Raw genomic sequence first — 17,710 nt, forward strand, 5'->3', positions numbered from 1 at the left:
ATGGGTCTCGAAGAAAAGCTCCCGAGCGGGGTTCTGCTCACGACCGTCGAGGGCCTGGCGGGCTACTTCCGCAAGGCCAGCCTGTGGCCGGCGACGTTCGGGCTGGCCTGCTGCGCCATCGAGATGATGACGAGCGGCGGGCCGAAGTACGACCTCGCCCGGTATGGCATGGAGGTCTTCCGCGCGAGTCCGCGGCAGGCCGACCTGATGATCGTGGCGGGCCGGGTGAGCCAGAAGATGGCGCCGGTGCTGCGCCAGATCTACGACCAGATGCCCGAGCCGAAGTGGGTGCTCGCGATGGGCGTCTGCGCCAGCAGCGGCGGGATGTTCAACAACTACGCGATCGTCCAGGGCGTCGACCACATCGTGCCCGTCGACATGTATCTCCCCGGCTGCCCGCCGCGTCCCGAGATGCTGATCGACGCGATCCTCAAGCTCCACGACAAGATCCAGGGCGGCTCGCTGGGCGTCAACGCCGAGCGCGAGGAGGTCGCCAACGAGACCGCGGCCCTGCGCCAGCTGCCGCTGATCGACCAGACGGGACTCCTGCGGTGAACGATCGTCACGACCCCAGTGGCATGTTCGGGGTGGCGGACACCGGCGACACCAGCGGCTACGGCGGTCTCACCCGCCAGCACGCGATGCCGAGCCGCACCAGCGACGTCGGGGTCCAGCCGTACGGCGGCTGGTTCAAGGAGATCGCCGACGCCCTCGCCTTCACCGAGGCGGAGGCGGTCATCCACCGCGGCGAGCTGACCTTCCACGTACGCCGCGAGCGGCTGCTCGAGGCCCTGCAGGTGCTCCGCGACGAGCTGCGCTTCGAGCTGTGCTCGGGCGTCTCGGGCGTGAACTACCCCGACGACCAGGGCAAAGAGCTGCACGCGGTCTACCACCTGCTCTCGATGACCTACAACCGCCGGGTGCGGGTCGAGACGAGCGCCCCCGACGAGGACCCGCACGTGCCGAGCGCGGTGGGCATCTACCCGACGCTCGACTGGCACGAGCGCGAGACCTACGACATGTTCGGGATCGTCTTCGACGGACACCCCGGACTGACCCGGATCCTGATGCCCGACGACTGGCCGGGCCACCCGCAGCGCAAGGACTACCCGCTGGGCGGGATCCCGGTGGAATACAAGGGCGCGACGATCCCGCCGCCGGACACCCGGAGGAGCTACTCATGACGACGACAGAAGACGAGGGACGTACGTTCACCGTCACCGGCCAGGACTGGGACGAGCTGACCGACGCCCTCAAGGACGTCAAGGACGAGCGGATCGTCGTCAACATGGGCCCGCAGCACCCCTCGACCCACGGGGTGCTCCGGCTGATCCTCGAGCTCGAGGGCGAGACCGTCACCGAGGCGCGTGCCGGGATCGGCTACCTGCACACGGGCATCGAGAAGAACATGGAGTTCCGCTCCTGGACCCAGGGCACGACCTTCGTCACCCGGATGGACTACCTCTCGCCGATCTTCAACGAGACGGCGTACGTCCTCGGGGTGGAGAAGCTGCTCGGCATCGGCGCCGAGGTGCCGGAGAAGGCCGACGTCATCCGGGTCCTGCTGATGGAGCTCAACCGGATCTCCTCCCACCTGGTGGCGATCGCGACCGGTGGCATGGAGCTCGGCGCGCTGACCGTGATGACGATCGGGTTCCGCGAGCGGGAGCTGTGCCTGGACCTGTTCGAGTTCATCACCGGTCTGCGGATGAACCACGCCTACATCCGGCCCGGCGGTGTCGCCCAGGACGTGCCGGAGGGCACGGTCGCGCGGGTGAGCGAGTTCATCGAGCTGATGAAGAAGCGCCTGACCGAGTACGCCGCGCTCTGCAACGCCAACCCGATCTTCAAGGGCCGCCTGGAGCAGGTCGGCTACCTCGACCTGGAGGGCTGCCTCGCCCTCGGTCTGACCGGCCCCATCCTGCGGAGCACGGGCTATCCGTGGGACCTGCGCAAGACCCAGCCCTACTCCGGCTACCAGGACTACGACTTCGAGGTCATCACCTGGGACACCTGTGACTCCTACGGGCGGTTCCGGGTCCGGCTGGCCGAGATGTGGGAGTCGCTGCGGATCATGGAGCAGGCCCTCAAGAGGCTCAAGGACCTCGACGGTGCCCCCGTGATGGTGGCCGACAAGAAGATCGCCTGGCCCTCGCAGCTCTCCGTCGGCCCCGACGGCCAGGGCAACTCCCTCGACCACATCCGCCACATCATGGGTGAGTCGATGGAGGCCCTGATCCATCACTTCAAGCTGGTCACCGAGGGCTTCCGGGTCCCGGCCGGCCAGGCGTACGCCGCGATCGAGTCGCCGCGCGGAGAGCTCGGCGCCCACGTGGTCAGCGACGGCGGCACCAAGCCCTACCGGGTCCACTTCCGGGACCCGTCGTTCACCAACCTGCAGGCCACGAGCGTGATGTCCGAGGGCGGCATGGTGGCCGACGTGATCGTGGCGATCGCGTCCATCGACCCGGTGATGGGAGGCGTCGACCGATGACGCTCGCTGCTGAGACCTACGACGAGCTGCGCGAGATCGCGGCCCGCTATCCCCAGGCCCGGTCCGGGCTGCTGCCGATGCTCCACCTGGTGCAGTCGGTGCAGGGACGGGTCACGCCCGAGGGCATCCATGCCTGTGCCGAGGTCCTGGGCCTGACCCCGGCCGAGGTGAGCGGGGTCGCGACGTTCTACACGATGTACAAGCGTCACCCTGTCGGGACTCATCACGTCGGGGTCTGCACCAACACGCTGTGTGCGGTCATGGGCGGCGACGAGATCTTTGCCTGCCTGCGCGAGAAGCTCGAGGTCGGCAACGACGAGACGACGGCGGACGGCAGCATCACGCTCGAGCACATCGAGTGCAACGCGGCCTGCGACTACGCGCCGGTGGTGATGGTCAACTGGGAGTTCTTCGACAACCAGACGCCTGAGTCGGCGCTCCAACTGGTGGAGGACCTGCAGGAGGGCCGCGAGGTCGTGGCCTCCCGTGGCGCCCGGATCACCAGCTGGCGCGAGGCCGAGCGGGTCCTGGCCGGCTTCGAGGACGGGCTCGTCGACGAGGGGCCTGCCGCCGGAGCGGCATCACTGGTCGGTCTGGACCTCGCCCGCGAGCGCGGCTGGGCCGCGCCCGGTGACGCGCACGGTTCTGCGGACCTTCCGCAGGAGCTGCCCGAGGCCGTCGAGGTGGCCGACACCCGTCGCGCCGAGTCGGAGACGATCGCCGAGGAGGCGTCCGATGACTGACACGCTCACGCCGGTGCTGACCGCCAACTGGGGCGACGAGCGAGCCTGGACGCTGCCCGCCTACGCCGAGCGGGGCGGCTACGACGCGCTCGACGTCGCGCTCGGGATGGCCCCCGAGGACGTACAGACGATGGTGAAGGACTCCGGGCTCCGCGGCCGCGGTGGCGCCGGGTTCCCGACCGGGGTGAAGTGGGGCTTCCTGCCGCCGGCCGACCCCGAGAACCCCAAGCCGCGCTATCTGGTGGTCAACGCCGACGAGTCCGAGCCGGGCACCTGCAAGGACATCCCGCTCATGATGGCGAGTCCGCACACCCTCGTCGAGGGCGTGATCATCTCCTCCTACGCCATCCGCGCGGAGCGGGCCTTCATCTACGTACGCGGCGAGGTGCTGCACGTGATCCGGCGGCTGCGAGCCGCGGTGCGTGAGGCCTACGAGGCCGGCCATCTCGGCACGAACATCCACGGCTCCGGCTACGACCTCGAGCTGGTCGTGCACGCCGGTGCCGGGGCCTACATCTGTGGTGAGGAGACCGCGCTGCTCGACTCGCTCGAGGGACGCCGCGGTCAGCCCCGCCTGCGCCCGCCGTTCCCGGCCGTCGCCGGTCTCTACGCCAGCCCGACGGTGATCAACAACGCCGAGTCGATCGCCTCGGTGCCCGCGATCGTGAAGAACGGCGCCGACTGGTTCGCCGGCATGGGCACCGAGAAGTCGGCCGGCGTCGGCATCTTCTCGCTCTCCGGCCACGTCAAGAAGCCGGGCCAGTACGAGGCGCCGCTCGGCATCACGCTGCGCAAGCTGATCGAGCTGGCCGGTGGGATCCGGGAGGGTCACGAGCTGAAGTTCTGGACCCCGGGTGGCTCCTCGACCCCGCTGTTCACCCAGGAGCACCTGGACGTGACGCTCGACTTCGAGGGGGTGGCCGCGGCCGGCTCGATGCTCGGCACCCGCGCGCTGCAGATCTTCGACGACTCCGTGTGCGTGGTGCGCGCGGTGCTGCGGTGGACGGAGTTCTACAAGCACGAGTCGTGCGGCAAGTGCACCCCGTGCCGCGAGGGCACCTGGTGGCTGGTGCAGGTGCTGGAGCGGCTGGAGAAGGGTGACGGCAAGCCCGAGGACCTCGACCTGCTCCTCGACCAGTGCGACAACATCCTCGGCCGCTCGTTCTGCGCGCTGGGCGATGGTGCGACGTGCCCGATCACGAGCTCGATCCAGTATTTCCGGGACGAGTACCTGGCTCATCTCGAGCAGGGTGGCTGTCCCTTCGACGCCAGGAAGTCGACCGCATGGGCGGAGGCAGTGCAGTGACCGATGTGACCGTCAAGATCGACGGCCAGGACGTGACCGTGCCCGAGGGCACGCTGGTGATCCGGGCGGCCGAGGAGGCCGGGATCGAGATCCCGCGCTTCTGCGACCACCCGCTGCTCGCGCCCGTCGGTGCTTGCCGGCAGTGCCTGGTCGACATCCCCGACGCCGGCAACGGCCGCGGGTTCCCGAAGCCGCAGGCCTCCTGCACCATCCCCGTCGCCGAGGGCATGGTGGTGGAGACGCAGAACTCCACCGCCTTGAAGGCACAGCAGGGGATCATGGAGTTCCTCCTGGTCAACCACCCGTTGGACTGCCCGGTGTGCGACAAGGGCGGCGAGTGCCCGCTGCAGAACCAGGCGATGTCCCACGGCCAGGGTGAGACCCGGTTCGAGGGGACGAAGCGTACGTTCCCCAAGCCCATCAACCTCTCGCCCAACGTGCTGCTCGACCGTGAGCGCTGCATCGTCTGTCAGCGCTGCACCCGCTTCGCCGCCGAGATCCCGGGCGACCCGGGGATCGCGCTGATCCAGCGTGGCGCCCAGCAGCAGATCGGCATCGCCGAGGACAAGCCGTTCTCGTCCTACTTCTCCGGCAACGTCATCCAGATCTGTCCGGTCGGTGCGCTGACCTCGGACGACTACCGGTTCCGGGCTCGGCCCTTCGACCTGGTCTCGACCCCGAGCATCGCCGAGCACGACGCCTGCGGCGCCGCGATCCGGGTCGACCACCGCCGTGGCAAGGTCATGCGCCGCCTCGCCGGCAACGATCCCGAGGTCAACGAGGAGTGGATCTCCGACAAGGACCGCTTCGGCTTCCGCTACGCCGTCCGCGACCGGCTCACCTCGCCGATGGTCCGTGAGGACGGCGAGCTCCGGCCGGCGTCCTGGCTCGAGGCCGTCGCCGTCGCCGCTGCCGGGCTGGCCGGTGCCGGCTCGGTGGGCGTGCTGCCCGGTGGCCGGCTGACGCTGGAGGACGCCAAGGCGTACGCCACGTTCGCCCGCGACACGCTCCGCACGCCGCACCTCGACTTCCGTGCCCGTCCACTGTCGGAGGAGGAGACCGAGTTCCTGCGCACGCGCGTGGCCGGGACGAGCGTCACCTACGCCGACCTCGACGCCGCCGACCATGTCGTCCTGGCCGGCCTCGAGCCCGAGGACGAGGCCGGGACGCTCTTCCTGCGGCTGCGCAAGGCCAACCGGAACGGCCTGCGGATCACCACCCTCAGCCCGTACGCCTCGGAGGGCTCCCGCAAGCTCGGAGCCGAGGTCATCCTCACCGCTCCCGGTGCCGAGAAGGACGCGTTGTCGCAGGTCAGCGGGGTCACCGAGGCTTCGGTGATCCTGGTGGGCGAGCGGCTGGCGACCAGCCCCGGCGCCTACTCCGCCGCTGCCGAGCTCGCCGACCGCACCGGCGCCAGGCTCGCCTGGGTGCCGCGCCGTGCCGGCGACCGGGGTGCGGTCGAGGCCGACCTGCTGCCCGGTGACGGCGGCCTCGATGCCGAGGCCATCGTCCACGCCGGACTCGACGCCCTCCTGATCGGCGGCGTCGACCCCGACGACACCGCCGACCCGGCGGCCTTCCTGGCCGCCCTCGACCAGGCCGGCTTCGTGGTCAGCCTGGAGCAGCGGATCACCGCCGTGACCGAGCGCGCCGACGTCGTACTCCCGGTCGCGACCGCCTCGGAGAAGGCCGGCACCTTCGTCACCTGGGAAGGCCGCCGTCGCCCCTTCGAGAAGGTCTTCGACAAGCCCGGCGCCTACACCGACGCCGACCTCCTCAAGATCATCGCCGAAGAGTCAGTTCTTGGCACAGAAATCGACCCCTCGACGTCAACAACCGACGCCTCGGCGTCAGAAATCGCCTCCTCGGCGCCGATTTCTGACCTCTCGGCGTATCGGGTTTCGACGTGGAGGTTGATGCTCGACAACGGGACGTTGCAGAGGGGGGACAAGGCGTTGGCGGCGACCGCCCGACCCGCTTTCGTACGGATCCCGGCTGCGCTCCATGCGCAGGTCGGCGACGTTGTGACGATCACCGGTGACCGGGGGAGCTGGACGCTTCCGGCGCTTCCGGCGGAGCTGGCCGACGGCACGATCTGGGTGCCGACCAACTCGTTCGGGCGCGGCGTATGGGCCGATCTGGCCTCGCCGGGGTCGACCGTGAGCGTGGAGGGGGCACAGTGAACGGGCTGGAGCAGTTCGGCCAGGACCCGTGGTGGATCATCGCGATCAAGGTCCTGCTGGTCTTCGTGGTCTGCGTCGTGCTGACGCTGTTCAACATCTGGTGGGAGCGCAAGGTCGTGGCTCGGATGCAGCACCGCATCGGGCCCAACCGGCACGGACCGTTCGGTCTGCTCCAGTCGCTGGCCGACGGCGTGAAGCTGGCGCTCAAGGAGGACCTGACGCCGGAGAAGGCCGACAAGATCGTCTTCATCACCGCGCCGATCCTGGCCTGTGTGCCCGCGTTCGTGACGTTCTCGGTGATCCCGTTCGGTCCGGAGGTCAACTTCTTCGGTGTGCAGACGCCGCTGCAGCTGACCGACATGCCGGTCGCGGTGCTGTTCGTGATGGCGATCGCCAGCATCGGCATCTACGGGATCGTGCTCGGCGGCTGGGCCTCCGGCTCCACCTACTCGCTCCTGGGCGGGCTCAGGAGCAGCGCCCAGATGATCTCCTACGAGGTCTCGATGGGCCTCGCGCTCGTCACCGTCTTCCTGATGGCCGGCAGCCTCTCCACGAGCCAGATCGTCGCGGCGCAGGAGGACTGGTGGTTCGGGGCGCTGCTGCTGCCGTCCTTCCTGATCTACTGCATCTCGATGGTCGGCGAGACCAACCGCGCGCCGTTCGACCTCCCCGAGGCCGAGGGTGAGCTGGTCGGCGGGTTCCACACCGAATACTCCAGCCTGAAGTTCGCGCTCTTCTTCCTCGCCGAATACATCAACATGGCCACCGTCAGCGCGCTCGCCACGACGCTGTTCCTCGGCGGCTGGCGGGCTCCGCTCGGCCTCGGCACCCTCTGGGCCGGCGCCAACGAGGGCTACTGGCCGGTGCTGTGGTTCTTCCTGAAGATGTTCTTCTTCATCTGGGTCTTCATCTGGCTGCGCGGCACCCTGCCGCGGCTGCGCTACGACCAGTTCATGTCGCTCGGCTGGAAGGTCCTGCTGCCGGCGAGCCTCGCCTGGATCGTCGTCGTCGCGGTGATCAAGATGGCCGCGATCGAGGGCGGCTTCAGCCCCAACTGGTTCCTCTTCGGCTTCGGGCTGGTCGCCACGGTCGTGGTCGTGCTCGGTTTCCTCAACCGGCTCCCGGAGAAGGAGGCCCAGGTCACCACGCCGTCCGGTGGCTTCCCGACCCCCACGCTGCCGCAGGGCGGGGCCGTACGAGGTGCCGCTCAGCCGCTCGTCTTCGGCCCGCCGCCGACGACCAACGGCGTCCGCATTCTTCCCTCTCCTGAGGAGGCCAAGTGAGCAACGACGACCGCTCGTTCAAGGAGCGTTTCTGGGACCCGGTCAGCGGGTTCGCGGTGACGTTCGGGACGCAGTTCAAGAAGCCGGTCACCGAGCAGTACCCCCAGCAGAAGGAGCCGACCGAGGAGCGCTTCCACGGACGGCACCAGCTCAACCGGCACGCCGACGGGCTGGAGAAGTGCGTGGGGTGCGAGCTGTGCGCGTGGGCGTGCCCGGCCGATGCCATCTACGTCGAGGGCGCGGAGAACACCGAGGAGGAGCGTTACTCGCCGGGAGAGCGCTACGGCCGCGTCTACCAGATCAACTACCTGCGCTGCATCCTGTGCGGGCTCTGCATCGAGGCCTGCCCGACGCGGGCGTTGACGATGACCAACGAGTACGAGCTCGCCGACACCTCGCGCGAGAGCCTGATCTACGAGAAGCAGGACCTGCTCGCCCCGCTCGAGGACGGGATGGAGGCGCCTCCGCACCCGATGTTCCTCGGCAACGACGACACCTCCTACTACGCACCGGAGCCCAAGGAGTCCGCCAGATGAGCTTCGTGATCCTCGCCTCGGTCACGGTGATCGCGGCGATGGGCCTCCTGTTCGCGCGCAAACCCGTGCACGCCGCGTTGTCCTTGGCGGTCGTCATGGTCGGGCTCGCGATGATCTACGCGACCCTGGAGGCGCCGTTCCTGTTCGCGGTGCAGATCGTGGTCTACACCGGCGCGATCCTGATGCTGTTCCTGTTCGTGATCATGCTGGTCGGCGTCGACACCTCCGACACGCTCAAGGAGACGATCGCGGGGCAGAAGGTGCTCGCCGTCGTCCTCGGGATCGGGCTCGGCGCCACGCTGATCGCGGGCGTCGGCCAGGCGAGCATCGCCACGATGCGCGGGCTGTCCAGCGCCAACGAGGGCGGCAACGTACAGCGCCTCGCGGACCTCCTCTTCTCCCGCTACGTGATCGCCTTCGAGGCGACCAGCGCGCTGCTGATCACCGCCGCGATCGGCGCGATGGTGCTGGCACACCGGGAGCGGATCGACCCCAAGCAGAGCCAGACCGACCTCGCCCAGAAGCGGGTCGCCGACTACGCGAAGAGCGGCAAGCACCTCGGCCCGCTGCCTCCACCAGGCACCTTCGCGCGGCACAACAGCAACGACACCCCGGCGCTGCTGCCGGACGGGTCGCAGAGCACGAAGTCGGTCCCGGCCATCCTCGCCGGCGGCCGAACGGACGAGGGAGAGGACGCATGACCGACAACACCACGGCGTACGTCATCCTGTCCGCCATCCTCTTCACGATCGGCACGATCGGGGTGCTGACCAGGCGAAACGCGATCGTCGTCTTCATGTGCGTCGAGCTGATGCTCAACGCGGCCAACCTGGCCCTGGTGGCGTTCAGCCGGATGCACGGCAACCTCGACGGGCAGGTGACCGCGTTCTTCGTGATGGTCGTCGCGGCCGCCGAGGTGGTCGTCGGGCTGGCGATCATCATGACCATCTTCCGCACCAGAAACACGGCTTCGGTCGACGAGCCAAGGATGCTCAAGTGGTGAACCCTGTCGAGGCCAGCGGCGTCTTCTCGCTGATCTGGCTGGTCATCGCGCTGCCCCTGGCCGGCGCGGCGCTGATCCTGATCGGGCGCCCGCTGGCGCCGGCACTCTTCGACCGGATCGGGCACTGGCTCGCGGTCGGGCTCGCGGGTGCCTCCTTCGTGCTCTCGCTGGTCCTCTTCATCGCCGCTCTCGGCCGCGACGAGGAGAGCAGGCAGGTCGTCCAGCACCTCTACACCTGGTTCGACACCGGTGACCTGAGCGTCGGGTTCGACCTGCTCTACGACCAGCTCTCCAGCCTGTTCCTGCTGCTCATCACCGGCGTCGGCACGCTGATCCACGTCTACTCGGTCGGCTACATGGCCGACGACGAGCGGCGCACCCGGTTCTTCGGCTACCTCAACCTGTTCCTCGCCGCGATGCTGATGCTGGTGCTGGCGGAGAACTACGTCGGCCTCTTCCTCGGCTGGGAGGGCGTCGGCCTGGCGTCCTACCTGCTGATCGGCTTCTGGCAGCACAAGCCGTCCGCGGCGGCCGCCGCCAAGAAGGCGTTCGTGATGAACCGCGTCGGCGACATGGGCCTGAGCCTGGCGATCGCGCTCTGCTTCGTCACCTTCGGGTCGACGTCGTTCTCGGCGATCGACATCGGCGACACCACCACGACCACCCTCAACTGGCTCGGCATCCTGCTCCTCGTCGGCGCCTGCGGAAAGTCGGCCCAGGTGCCGCTGCAGGGCTGGCTGCTGGACGCGATGGAGGGCCCGACCCCCGTCTCGGCGCTGATCCACGCGGCGACGATGGTGACCGCGGGCGTCTACCTCATCGTCCGGAGCAGCGTCATCTTCGACGCCGCCGAGGCCGCCTCGACCGCCGTCGTGGTCGTCGCCCTGGTGACGATCATCTGGGGTGCCGCGGTGAGCTGCGTGAAGGACGACATCAAGAAGGTCCTGGCCGGTTCGACGATGAGCCAGATCGGCTACATGATGCTGGCCGCCGGGCTGGGCGGGCCGGGCTACGCGTTCGCGATCTTCCACCTGCTCACCCACGGCTTCTTCAAGGCCAACATGTTCCTCGGCGCCGGCTCCCTGATGCACGGCATGAAAGACGACGTGAACCTCAAGCACTACGGCGCCCTGAGCCGGGCGCTCCCGGTCACGTTCCTCACCTTCTCGATGGGCTACCTGGCCATCATCGGCTTCCCCGGATTCGCCGGGTTCTGGTCCAAGGACAAGATCCTCGAGGTCGCCTTCGCCGACAGCTGGCTGGTCGGCATCATCGCCCTGCTGGCCGCCGGTGTGACCGCGTTCTACATGACCCGCCTGATGATGCTCGCCTTCTTCGGCCGCAAGCGCTGGCCCGAGGGCGTACATCCGCACGAGTCGCCGCGGATCATGACCGGGCCGCTCGTCGTCCTCGCCGCGCTGTCGGTCCTCGGTGGCGTCTTCGCGCTCGGCGGCTGGATCGAGCACTGGCTCGAGCCGGTGGTCGCGATCGGCCACGCCGAGCACCACGGTCCGCTCCCGGTGTGGGCGACCTCCGTCCTCGCGGTGCTCGTCGTAGCGATCGGGGTCGCGGCGGCCGGGTTCGTCTTCGGGCGTCGCCCGATCACGACCGAGCCGACTCCCTACCTGCACGTCCCGCACGTCGAGGACGTCGTGGTGCCGCCCGGGATGGCGATCACCCGCGGCACCCTCGCGGTCGACAAGTACGCCGTCGACGGCCTGATGAGCGGTGGCCCGATCGCCCTGGCGGCGATCGCCGGTGAGCTCCGCAAGGCGCAGACCGGCTACGTACGTTCCTATGCCCTCTCCGTCCTCGGTGGCACGGTCCTCGTCGCCCTGGCCCTGATCGTGGTGAGCTGACTTGCTGACAATCCTCGTCCTCGTCCCGTTCGCGGGCGCGCTGATCACCGCGGTGATGCCGGCGCGGCCGAAGCTGTGGGCCTTCGGCTTCGCGATCGCCACCCTGATCGCCGGCATCGTCACGATGTTCACCGCGCCCGACACCGATCTCGTCTGGATGGAGCCGCTCGGCGTCCACTGGGCGCTCGAGATGGACGGCTTCGGCAAGCTGATGGTGCTGCTGACCATCGTCCTGGTGCCGCTGGTGATGGTCGCGGCGGTCAAGGACCACGACAAGCGGTGGTACGCCTGGGCGCTGGCCCTGGAGGCCTTCGCGCTGCTCACCTTCCTCGCCGCCGACCTGTTCGTCTTCTACATCGCCTTCGAGGCGACGCTGATCCCGGCGTACTTCATGATCGGCCAGCACGGTGGCCCCCACCGGGCCCGAGCCGCGCTCAAGTTCCTGATGTTCCAGCTCGGCGGCGGACTGGTGCTGCTCGGTGCGCTGATCGGCTTCTTCGTGGTCTCCTCGGAGGCCGGCACGCCGTCCTACCTGATCAGCGACCTCGCCCAGCTCGACATCGGCACCACGGCGCAGCGCTGGATCTTCGTGGCGATGTTCATCGCGTTCGCGGTCAAGGCGCCGCTGTTCCCGGTGCACACCTGGCTGGCCGACACCACCGAGCAGGCCACCACGCCCACCTCGGTGCTCCTGGTGTGCGTGCTCGACAAGATCGGCACCTTCGGCATGATCCGGCTCTGCCTGGGTCTGGTGCCGGAGGCTTCCGCCTGGGCGACGCCCGTCGTGGTGGCGCTGGCGCTGATCTCGATCGTCTACGGTGCGGTGCTGGCGATCGGGCAGGACGACCTGCTGCGCCTGATCGGTCTGACCTCGCTGTCGCACTTCGGTCTGATCACCCTCGGCATCTTCGCGGCGACCCGCGAGGGCCTGGTGGGGTCGATCCTCTACATGGTCAACCACGGTGTCGCGACCGCGGCGATGTTCCTGATCGCCGGGTTCCTGATCGCCCGCAAGGGCACCGCCTCGATCTCGTCGATGCGGGGGCTGGAGAAGGCGACCCCGGTGCTCGCCGGGTCGTTCCTGATCGCCGGTCTGGCGACCGCCGGCCTGCCCGGCCTGAGCCAGTTCGTCTCCGAGATCCTGGTCCTGATCAGCGCCTTCGACTACCACTGGCTGGTCGGGGTGATCGCGGTCACCGCGATCGTGCTCGCGGCCATCTACGTGCTCTGGGCCTACCAGCGCATCTTCACCGGACCCGCTCAGCTCTCCAGACCGGTCCCCGACCTCGACCGGCGGGAGGTCGGCGTCGTCGCACCTCTGCTCGTCGCCCTCCTCTTCTTCGGCTTCGTCCCCGGACCGCTGATCTCGGCGGCCCAGCCGGTCGTAACTCCTCTTGTTGATGTCATCCAGGCAGGTGAGTGACGCGATGTTCGAGTCCCCCGGAATTTCGTACGCCACCCTCTGGCCCGTCCTGCTGGTGCTGGCCGTGGCGTGCGCCGGTGTCGTGGTGGAGGCCTTCGCGCCGCGCGCCGTGCGGTTCAACACCCAGGTGTCGCTGGCGTTGGCGGGTCTGGTCGCCGCGCTCGCCGGGACCGTCGCCGTCGGCGCCGGGTCGAGCCTGGGTGCCTCGACCGGTGAGGGCGCCCTCGTCGTCGACGGCCCGGGCGTCTTCTCCCAGGGGCTCGTGCTGCTGGTCTCGCTCGGCGGTGTCGCGCTCTTCGCCGAGCGCCGCCTCGACAACGGCGTGAGCGCCTTCGCCGGTCAGGCCGCTGCCCTGCCGGGCACCCCGGCCGAGCGCGCCGCCTCCCAGCGGGGGCTGGAGCACACCGAGGTCTACCCGCTGATGATGTTCGCGGTCGGCGGGATGATGCTCTTCTGCATCTCCGGCGACCTGCTGATGCTCTTCGTGGCGCTCGAGGTGCTGTCCCTGCCGCTCTACCTGCTGACCGGGCTGGCGCGCCGTCGCCGCCTGCTCTCCCAGGAAGCCGCGCTGAAGTACTTCCTGCTCGGCGCGTTCTCCTCCGGCATCTTCCTCTACGGTCTCGCGCTGGTCTACGGCTTCGCCGGGTCGATGTCGCTGGCCGACATCGGCGACGTGGCGGCCGAGGAAGGCTCCAGCCCGCTGCTGCTGCTCGGCATCGGCCTGATGGCCGTCGGGCTGCTCTTCAAGACCGGTGCGGTGCCGTTCCACTCCTGGACCCCCGACGTCTACCAGGGCGCCCCGACGCCGGTCACCGCGTGGATGAGCGCGGCCACCAAGATCGCCGCGTTCGCCGCGATGCTCCGGCTCTTCTACGTCGCCTTCGGCGCCGAGGGTGACATCTGGCGCCCGGCGATCGGCGTCATCGCGGTGCTGACGATGCTGCTGGGTGCCTCCTTCGCGGTGGTCCAGACCGATGTGAAGCGGATGCTCGGCTACTCCGCCGTCGCCCACACCGGCTTCCTGCTGACCGGCCTCCTCGGTGTGCAGACCGACGCCTTCGGGTCGACCCAGGCGGTGCTCTTCTACCTGACCGCCTACGGGTTCGCGACCCTCGGCGCGTTCGCGATCGTCTCCCTGGTGCGTGGGCCCAACGGCGAGGTCGGGTCACTGGACCGCTGGGCGGGCCTGGGGCGTACCAACCCGTGGGTGGCGGCGACCTTCGCCGTCTTCCTGCTCTCGATGGCGGGGCTGCCGCTGACCGCCGGGTTCATCGGCAAGTGGGGCGTCTTCGCGGCCGCGCTGGGTGCCGGTCAGTGGCCCGTCGTCGTGGTCGCGATCGGCTCGAGCATCATCGCGGTCTTCTTCTACGTACGCGTGATGATGCTGATGTTCTTCACCGACCCGCGCGAGGACGCGGCGGCGGTCGTGACGCCGTCGTACGCCACCATCGTCGTGATCGCACTGAGCGCTGTCGCCACCGTCTTGTTGGGTGTAATTCCGGGCCCTGTGCTCAGCCTGTTGGTGGATGCGGGAGGATTCATCGGGTGAGCACCAGCGCACCCACCGACCGAGCCCCTGAACTCGCCCTCCCGATCACCGATCCCGAGCTCGAGCAGCGGCTGCGCGCTCGGCTGGCGATCGTGGAGGAGAAGCTGGCGGGCTACGCCCGCAGCAGGTCCCCGTTCGTCACGGAAGCGGCCTCCCATCTGCTGGAGGCCGGCGGCAAGCGGTTCCGGCCGCTGCTGGTGCTGCTGGCCGCGGAGTACGGCCCGGACACGCTCGCCGACGAGGTCATCACCGCCGCCTGCGTCGTCGAGCTGACCCACCAGGCCTCGCTCTACCACGACGACGTCATGGACGAGGCGCTCGTGCGCCGCGGCGAGGACACCGCCAACGCCCGCTTCGACAACCACGTCGCCATCCTGACCGGCGACTTCCTCTTCGCCCGCTCCTCGTCGCTGACCGCCGAGCTCGGTCCCGATGCCGTACGCATCCAGGCGGCCACCTTCGCCAAGCTCGTCGAGGGCCAGATCCTCGAGGGCGTCGCGCCGGCCGAGGGGGTCGACCCGGTCGACCACCACCTCGAGGTGCTGGCCGGGAAGACCGGTGTCCTGATCGCCACCTCGGCGCTCTACGGTGCGCTCTTCGCCGGTGCCGACAAGGAGATCCAGGACGCGCTGGTCGCCTACGGCGACATCGTCGGCGTCGCCTTCCAGCTCTCCGACGACATCCTCGACATCGCCTCGGACGAGTCCGGCAAGACGCCGGGCACCGACCTCCGCGAAGGTGTTCCGACGCTCCCGGTGCTGTTCGCCCGCCGCTCGAACGAGCCGGGCGACGCCCGGCTCCTGGAGCTGCTCGACAGCGACCTCACCGACGACGCGGCTCTGGCCGAGTGCGTCGGCCTGCTTCGCGCCCACCCGGCGCTGGCCGAGGCTCGGGCCTACGTCCAGGCCCGCGCCGAGGAGGCCAAGGCCGCCCTCGCGCCGCTCCCCGAGGGCCCCGTCCGCGAGGCCCTCGAGGCCTTCGCCGACATCGTCGCCGTTCGTTCCGTCTGACCCGATCCCGCCGAGGCGTCAGCCCGGTCGGCCGAGACGTCAGCCCCGTCGGCCGAGTTGGCACGCGGGTGCCAGCTCGGCCGACGCCGGTGACGCCTCGGCAGGTCTCGACCTTCGACCTCGGGTAAAAAATTCATTACCTGGAGCGGTAACGTAAGGCTGTGAGTGAGCAGCGGCGTGGAGTGATGTTCGGCGCCGCGGCGTACGTCATGTGGGGCGCGTTCCCGCTCTACTTCCCGCTCCTGGAGCCCGCCGGGGCCTGGGAGATCCTGGGACACCGGATCCTGTGGTCGCTGGTCGTGGCCGGAGCGCTGGTGCTGATCGTGGGGCGCCGCGAGCAGGTGGCCGCGATCCTGCGCGACCGGCGCAAGCTCGGCCTGCTGACTGCGGCTGCCGCGGTGATCTCGATCAACTGGGTGACGTACATCTGGGGGGTCAACAACGGGCGGATCGTGGAGACGAGCCTGGGCTACTTCACCAACCCGCTGGTCACCATGCTGATGGGCGTGATCATCCTGCGCGAGCGGATGCGGAAGCTGCAGTGGGTGGCGCTCGGGATCGCATTCGTGTCGGTCGTCGTGCTCACCATCGACTACGGCCGGCTGCCGTGGGTCGCGCTGATCCTGGCCTTCTCGTTCGGCACCTACGGGCTGCTCAAGAAGAGCGCGGGGGTCGGGCCGTTCGAGTCGCTCGCCGTCGAGACGGCCGTGACGGCGCCGTTCGCGCTTGCTCTGGTCATCGCTCTCCAGGCCACCGGACACGGCACGCTCGTCGGACACGGTGTCCTCCACGTACTCCTGCTGATCAGCCTCGGCGTCATCACGGTGGTGCCGCTGGCCTGCTTCGGGGCCGCTGCGATCCGGGTGCCGATGGTCACGATCGGGCTGCTGCAGTACCTCGCGCCCATCCTGCAGTTCGCCGTCGGCGTCTTCATCGCCCACGAGGCGATGCCTCCCGGCCGCTGGGCCGGCTTCGCGATCGTCTGGATCGCCCTGATCATCTTCAGCGCCGAGGCCGTTCATCACCGCCGTACGGTGCTGCGGACGCTCGTGACCCCGCCGAGCTCGACGACCGTCTGACCCCGCCGCGCCGACCTGCGTGACGTCTCGGCGAATGGGTGCCGTCCAAGGAGCGGACCGTTCGTGTGTTTTCACATGCACTCGACTAACTCAAGTATTGTCCTCGACATTCGTAACCCGATCGACCTTGACTCGGCAGGGCAAGAAGTGAGGAACCAGATGAAGAAGATCAAGGTTGCAGTGGCGTTGGCCGCTGCGAGCATCCTGACCTTGACCGCGTGCGGTGGCTCCGGCGGCGACAGCGACGCGGAGTCGATCTCCATCGTCGGCTTCGCCGTCCCCGAGACGGCCAACAAGGCGATCGCCAAGGAGTTCAACAAGACGCCCGAGGGCGAGGGTGTCACCTTCGAGACCTCCTACGGCGCCTCGGGCGACCAGAGCCGCGCGGTCGAGGCCGGCCTGAAGGCCGACTACGTCCACCTGTCCGTCGGCACCGACGTACAGCGCCTGGAGAAGGCCGGCCTGGTCGACGCGTCCTGGGACGACGGCGACAACAAGGGCATCGTGTCCAACTCGATCGTCGTGCTCGGTGTCCGTGAGGGCAACCCGAAGAACATCCAGGGCTGGGACGACCTGATCAAGCCGGGCGTCGGCGTGGTCACCGCCAACCCGGCCTCGTCCGGCGCCGCTCGCTGGAACGCGCTGGCCGCCTGGGGCTCCGTCGTGAAGAACGGCGGCACCGAGGAGGAGGGCAAGGCGTACCTCGACAAGCTCTTCAAGAACGTCGTCACGCTGACCAACTCCGGCCGCGACGCCACCACCGCCTTCCTCGGCGGCACCGGTGACGTGCTGCTCGCCTACGAGAACGAGGCGATCCTCGCGGCCCAGCAGGGCGAGGGCTTCGACTACATCATCCCGGACTCCACGGTCCTGATCGAGAACCCCGGCGCCATCCTCAAGGACTCCTCCAAGCCGTCCCAGGACTGGCTCGACTTCGTCCTCGACCCGCAGGGCGGCCAGAAGCAGTTCGCGCTGACCGGCTTCCGCCCCGTCAACATCGCCGAGCCCGGCGTCGTCGACTGGGACGCGATCGGTCTCAAGCCGGAGGACATCAAGGGCGCCAAGGACCCGGCCGACCCGTTCCCGGCGCCGAAGCAGCTGCTCACCCTGGAGAACGACTTCGGCGGCCGCGACTGGTCGGGCGTCAAGGAGAAGCTCTTCGGCACCGGTGAGGACGGCGAGGCCCTCGGCATCGTGACCGACTCCATCGCCAAGTCCGGCAAGGCCTCGCAGTAGTCCGGT

General features: G+C 68.9%; 16 protein-coding genes. All 16 read left to right on the forward strand.

Annotated elements, in window-relative coordinates:
* Complete coding sequence (locus tag ACZ6WN_RS03025; RefSeq protein WP_160025681.1) at nucleotides 1–555, forward strand: NuoB/complex I 20 kDa subunit family protein; 555 nt, start codon at nucleotides 1–3, stop codon at nucleotides 553–555.
* Nucleotides 552–1,184, forward strand: coding sequence for an NADH-quinone oxidoreductase subunit C (locus tag ACZ6WN_RS03030; RefSeq protein ID WP_465862611.1), 633 nt, complete (start codon nucleotides 552–554; stop codon nucleotides 1,182–1,184). Before ACZ6WN_RS03025 ends, ACZ6WN_RS03030 begins: the two co-directional genes overlap by 4 nt.
* Nucleotides 1,181–2,494 carry an NADH-quinone oxidoreductase subunit D gene (locus ACZ6WN_RS03035; RefSeq protein ID WP_465862612.1) on the forward strand — a complete coding sequence of 438 codons (1,314 nt, stop codon included), beginning with the start codon at nucleotides 1,181–1,183 and terminating at the stop codon, nucleotides 2,492–2,494. Before ACZ6WN_RS03030 ends, ACZ6WN_RS03035 begins: the two co-directional genes overlap by 4 nt.
* Nucleotides 2,491–3,237, forward strand: a complete 747-nt coding sequence (nuoE, locus tag ACZ6WN_RS03040; protein WP_465862613.1) for an NADH-quinone oxidoreductase subunit NuoE — start codon at nucleotides 2,491–2,493, stop codon at nucleotides 3,235–3,237. The genes ACZ6WN_RS03035 and nuoE overlap by 4 nt, the downstream gene beginning before the upstream one ends.
* Nucleotides 3,230–4,543 (forward strand): NADH-quinone oxidoreductase subunit NuoF, encoded by a 1,314-nt coding sequence (nuoF, locus tag ACZ6WN_RS03045; protein ID WP_465862615.1) that lies wholly within the window; start codon nucleotides 3,230–3,232, stop codon nucleotides 4,541–4,543. The genes nuoE and nuoF overlap by 8 nt, the downstream gene beginning before the upstream one ends.
* Complete coding sequence (locus ACZ6WN_RS03050) at nucleotides 4,522–6,726, forward strand: NADH-quinone oxidoreductase subunit G (protein ID WP_465862617.1); 2,205 nt, start codon at nucleotides 4,522–4,524, stop codon at nucleotides 6,724–6,726. The genes nuoF and ACZ6WN_RS03050 overlap by 22 nt, the downstream gene beginning before the upstream one ends.
* Entirely contained in the window at nucleotides 6,672–8,009 is a 1,338-nt protein-coding gene (nuoH, locus tag ACZ6WN_RS03055; protein WP_465862619.1) for an NADH-quinone oxidoreductase subunit NuoH, read from the forward strand. The genes ACZ6WN_RS03050 and nuoH overlap by 55 nt, the downstream gene beginning before the upstream one ends.
* Nucleotides 8,006–8,545, forward strand: a complete 540-nt coding sequence (gene nuoI / locus ACZ6WN_RS03060; protein WP_350713447.1) for an NADH-quinone oxidoreductase subunit NuoI — start codon at nucleotides 8,006–8,008, stop codon at nucleotides 8,543–8,545. The genes nuoH and nuoI overlap by 4 nt, the downstream gene beginning before the upstream one ends.
* Nucleotides 8,542–9,246: an NADH-quinone oxidoreductase subunit J gene (locus tag ACZ6WN_RS03065; protein WP_465862620.1), complete on the forward strand. Its 705-nt coding sequence runs from the start codon at nucleotides 8,542–8,544 to the stop codon at nucleotides 9,244–9,246. The genes nuoI and ACZ6WN_RS03065 overlap by 4 nt, the downstream gene beginning before the upstream one ends.
* Nucleotides 9,243–9,548, forward strand: a complete 306-nt coding sequence (gene nuoK, locus ACZ6WN_RS03070) for an NADH-quinone oxidoreductase subunit NuoK (protein WP_008356449.1) — start codon at nucleotides 9,243–9,245, stop codon at nucleotides 9,546–9,548. Before ACZ6WN_RS03065 ends, nuoK begins: the two co-directional genes overlap by 4 nt.
* The gene (gene nuoL, locus ACZ6WN_RS03075; RefSeq protein WP_465862621.1) at nucleotides 9,542–11,407 is read left to right on the forward strand and encodes an NADH-quinone oxidoreductase subunit L; all 1,866 of its coding nucleotides are present in this window, start codon (nucleotides 9,542–9,544) and stop codon (nucleotides 11,405–11,407) included. The genes nuoK and nuoL overlap by 7 nt, the downstream gene beginning before the upstream one ends.
* 1 nt (nucleotide 11,408) lies before the next feature.
* Nucleotides 11,409–12,830, forward strand: a complete 1,422-nt coding sequence (locus tag ACZ6WN_RS03080) for a complex I subunit 4 family protein (protein ID WP_465862622.1) — start codon at nucleotides 11,409–11,411, stop codon at nucleotides 12,828–12,830.
* 4 nt (nucleotides 12,831–12,834) lie between these two features.
* The gene (gene nuoN / locus ACZ6WN_RS03085) at nucleotides 12,835–14,379 is read left to right on the forward strand and encodes an NADH-quinone oxidoreductase subunit NuoN (RefSeq protein WP_465863510.1); all 1,545 of its coding nucleotides are present in this window, start codon (nucleotides 12,835–12,837) and stop codon (nucleotides 14,377–14,379) included.
* Nucleotides 14,376–15,389 carry a polyprenyl synthetase family protein gene (locus ACZ6WN_RS03090; protein WP_465862624.1) on the forward strand — a complete coding sequence of 338 codons (1,014 nt, stop codon included), beginning with the start codon at nucleotides 14,376–14,378 and terminating at the stop codon, nucleotides 15,387–15,389. Before nuoN ends, ACZ6WN_RS03090 begins: the two co-directional genes overlap by 4 nt.
* 161 nt (nucleotides 15,390–15,550) lie before the next feature.
* Nucleotides 15,551–16,468: an EamA family transporter RarD gene (gene rarD / locus ACZ6WN_RS03095; RefSeq protein WP_465862625.1), complete on the forward strand. Its 918-nt coding sequence runs from the start codon at nucleotides 15,551–15,553 to the stop codon at nucleotides 16,466–16,468.
* A 159-nt stretch (nucleotides 16,469–16,627) separates the two neighbouring features.
* Nucleotides 16,628–17,704, forward strand: a complete 1,077-nt coding sequence (locus tag ACZ6WN_RS03100; protein ID WP_465862627.1) for a sulfate ABC transporter substrate-binding protein — start codon at nucleotides 16,628–16,630, stop codon at nucleotides 17,702–17,704.
* Nucleotides 17,705–17,710: the final 6 nt, after the last annotated feature.

The organism is Nocardioides sp. NPDC054178 (genome assembly GCF_055585005.1).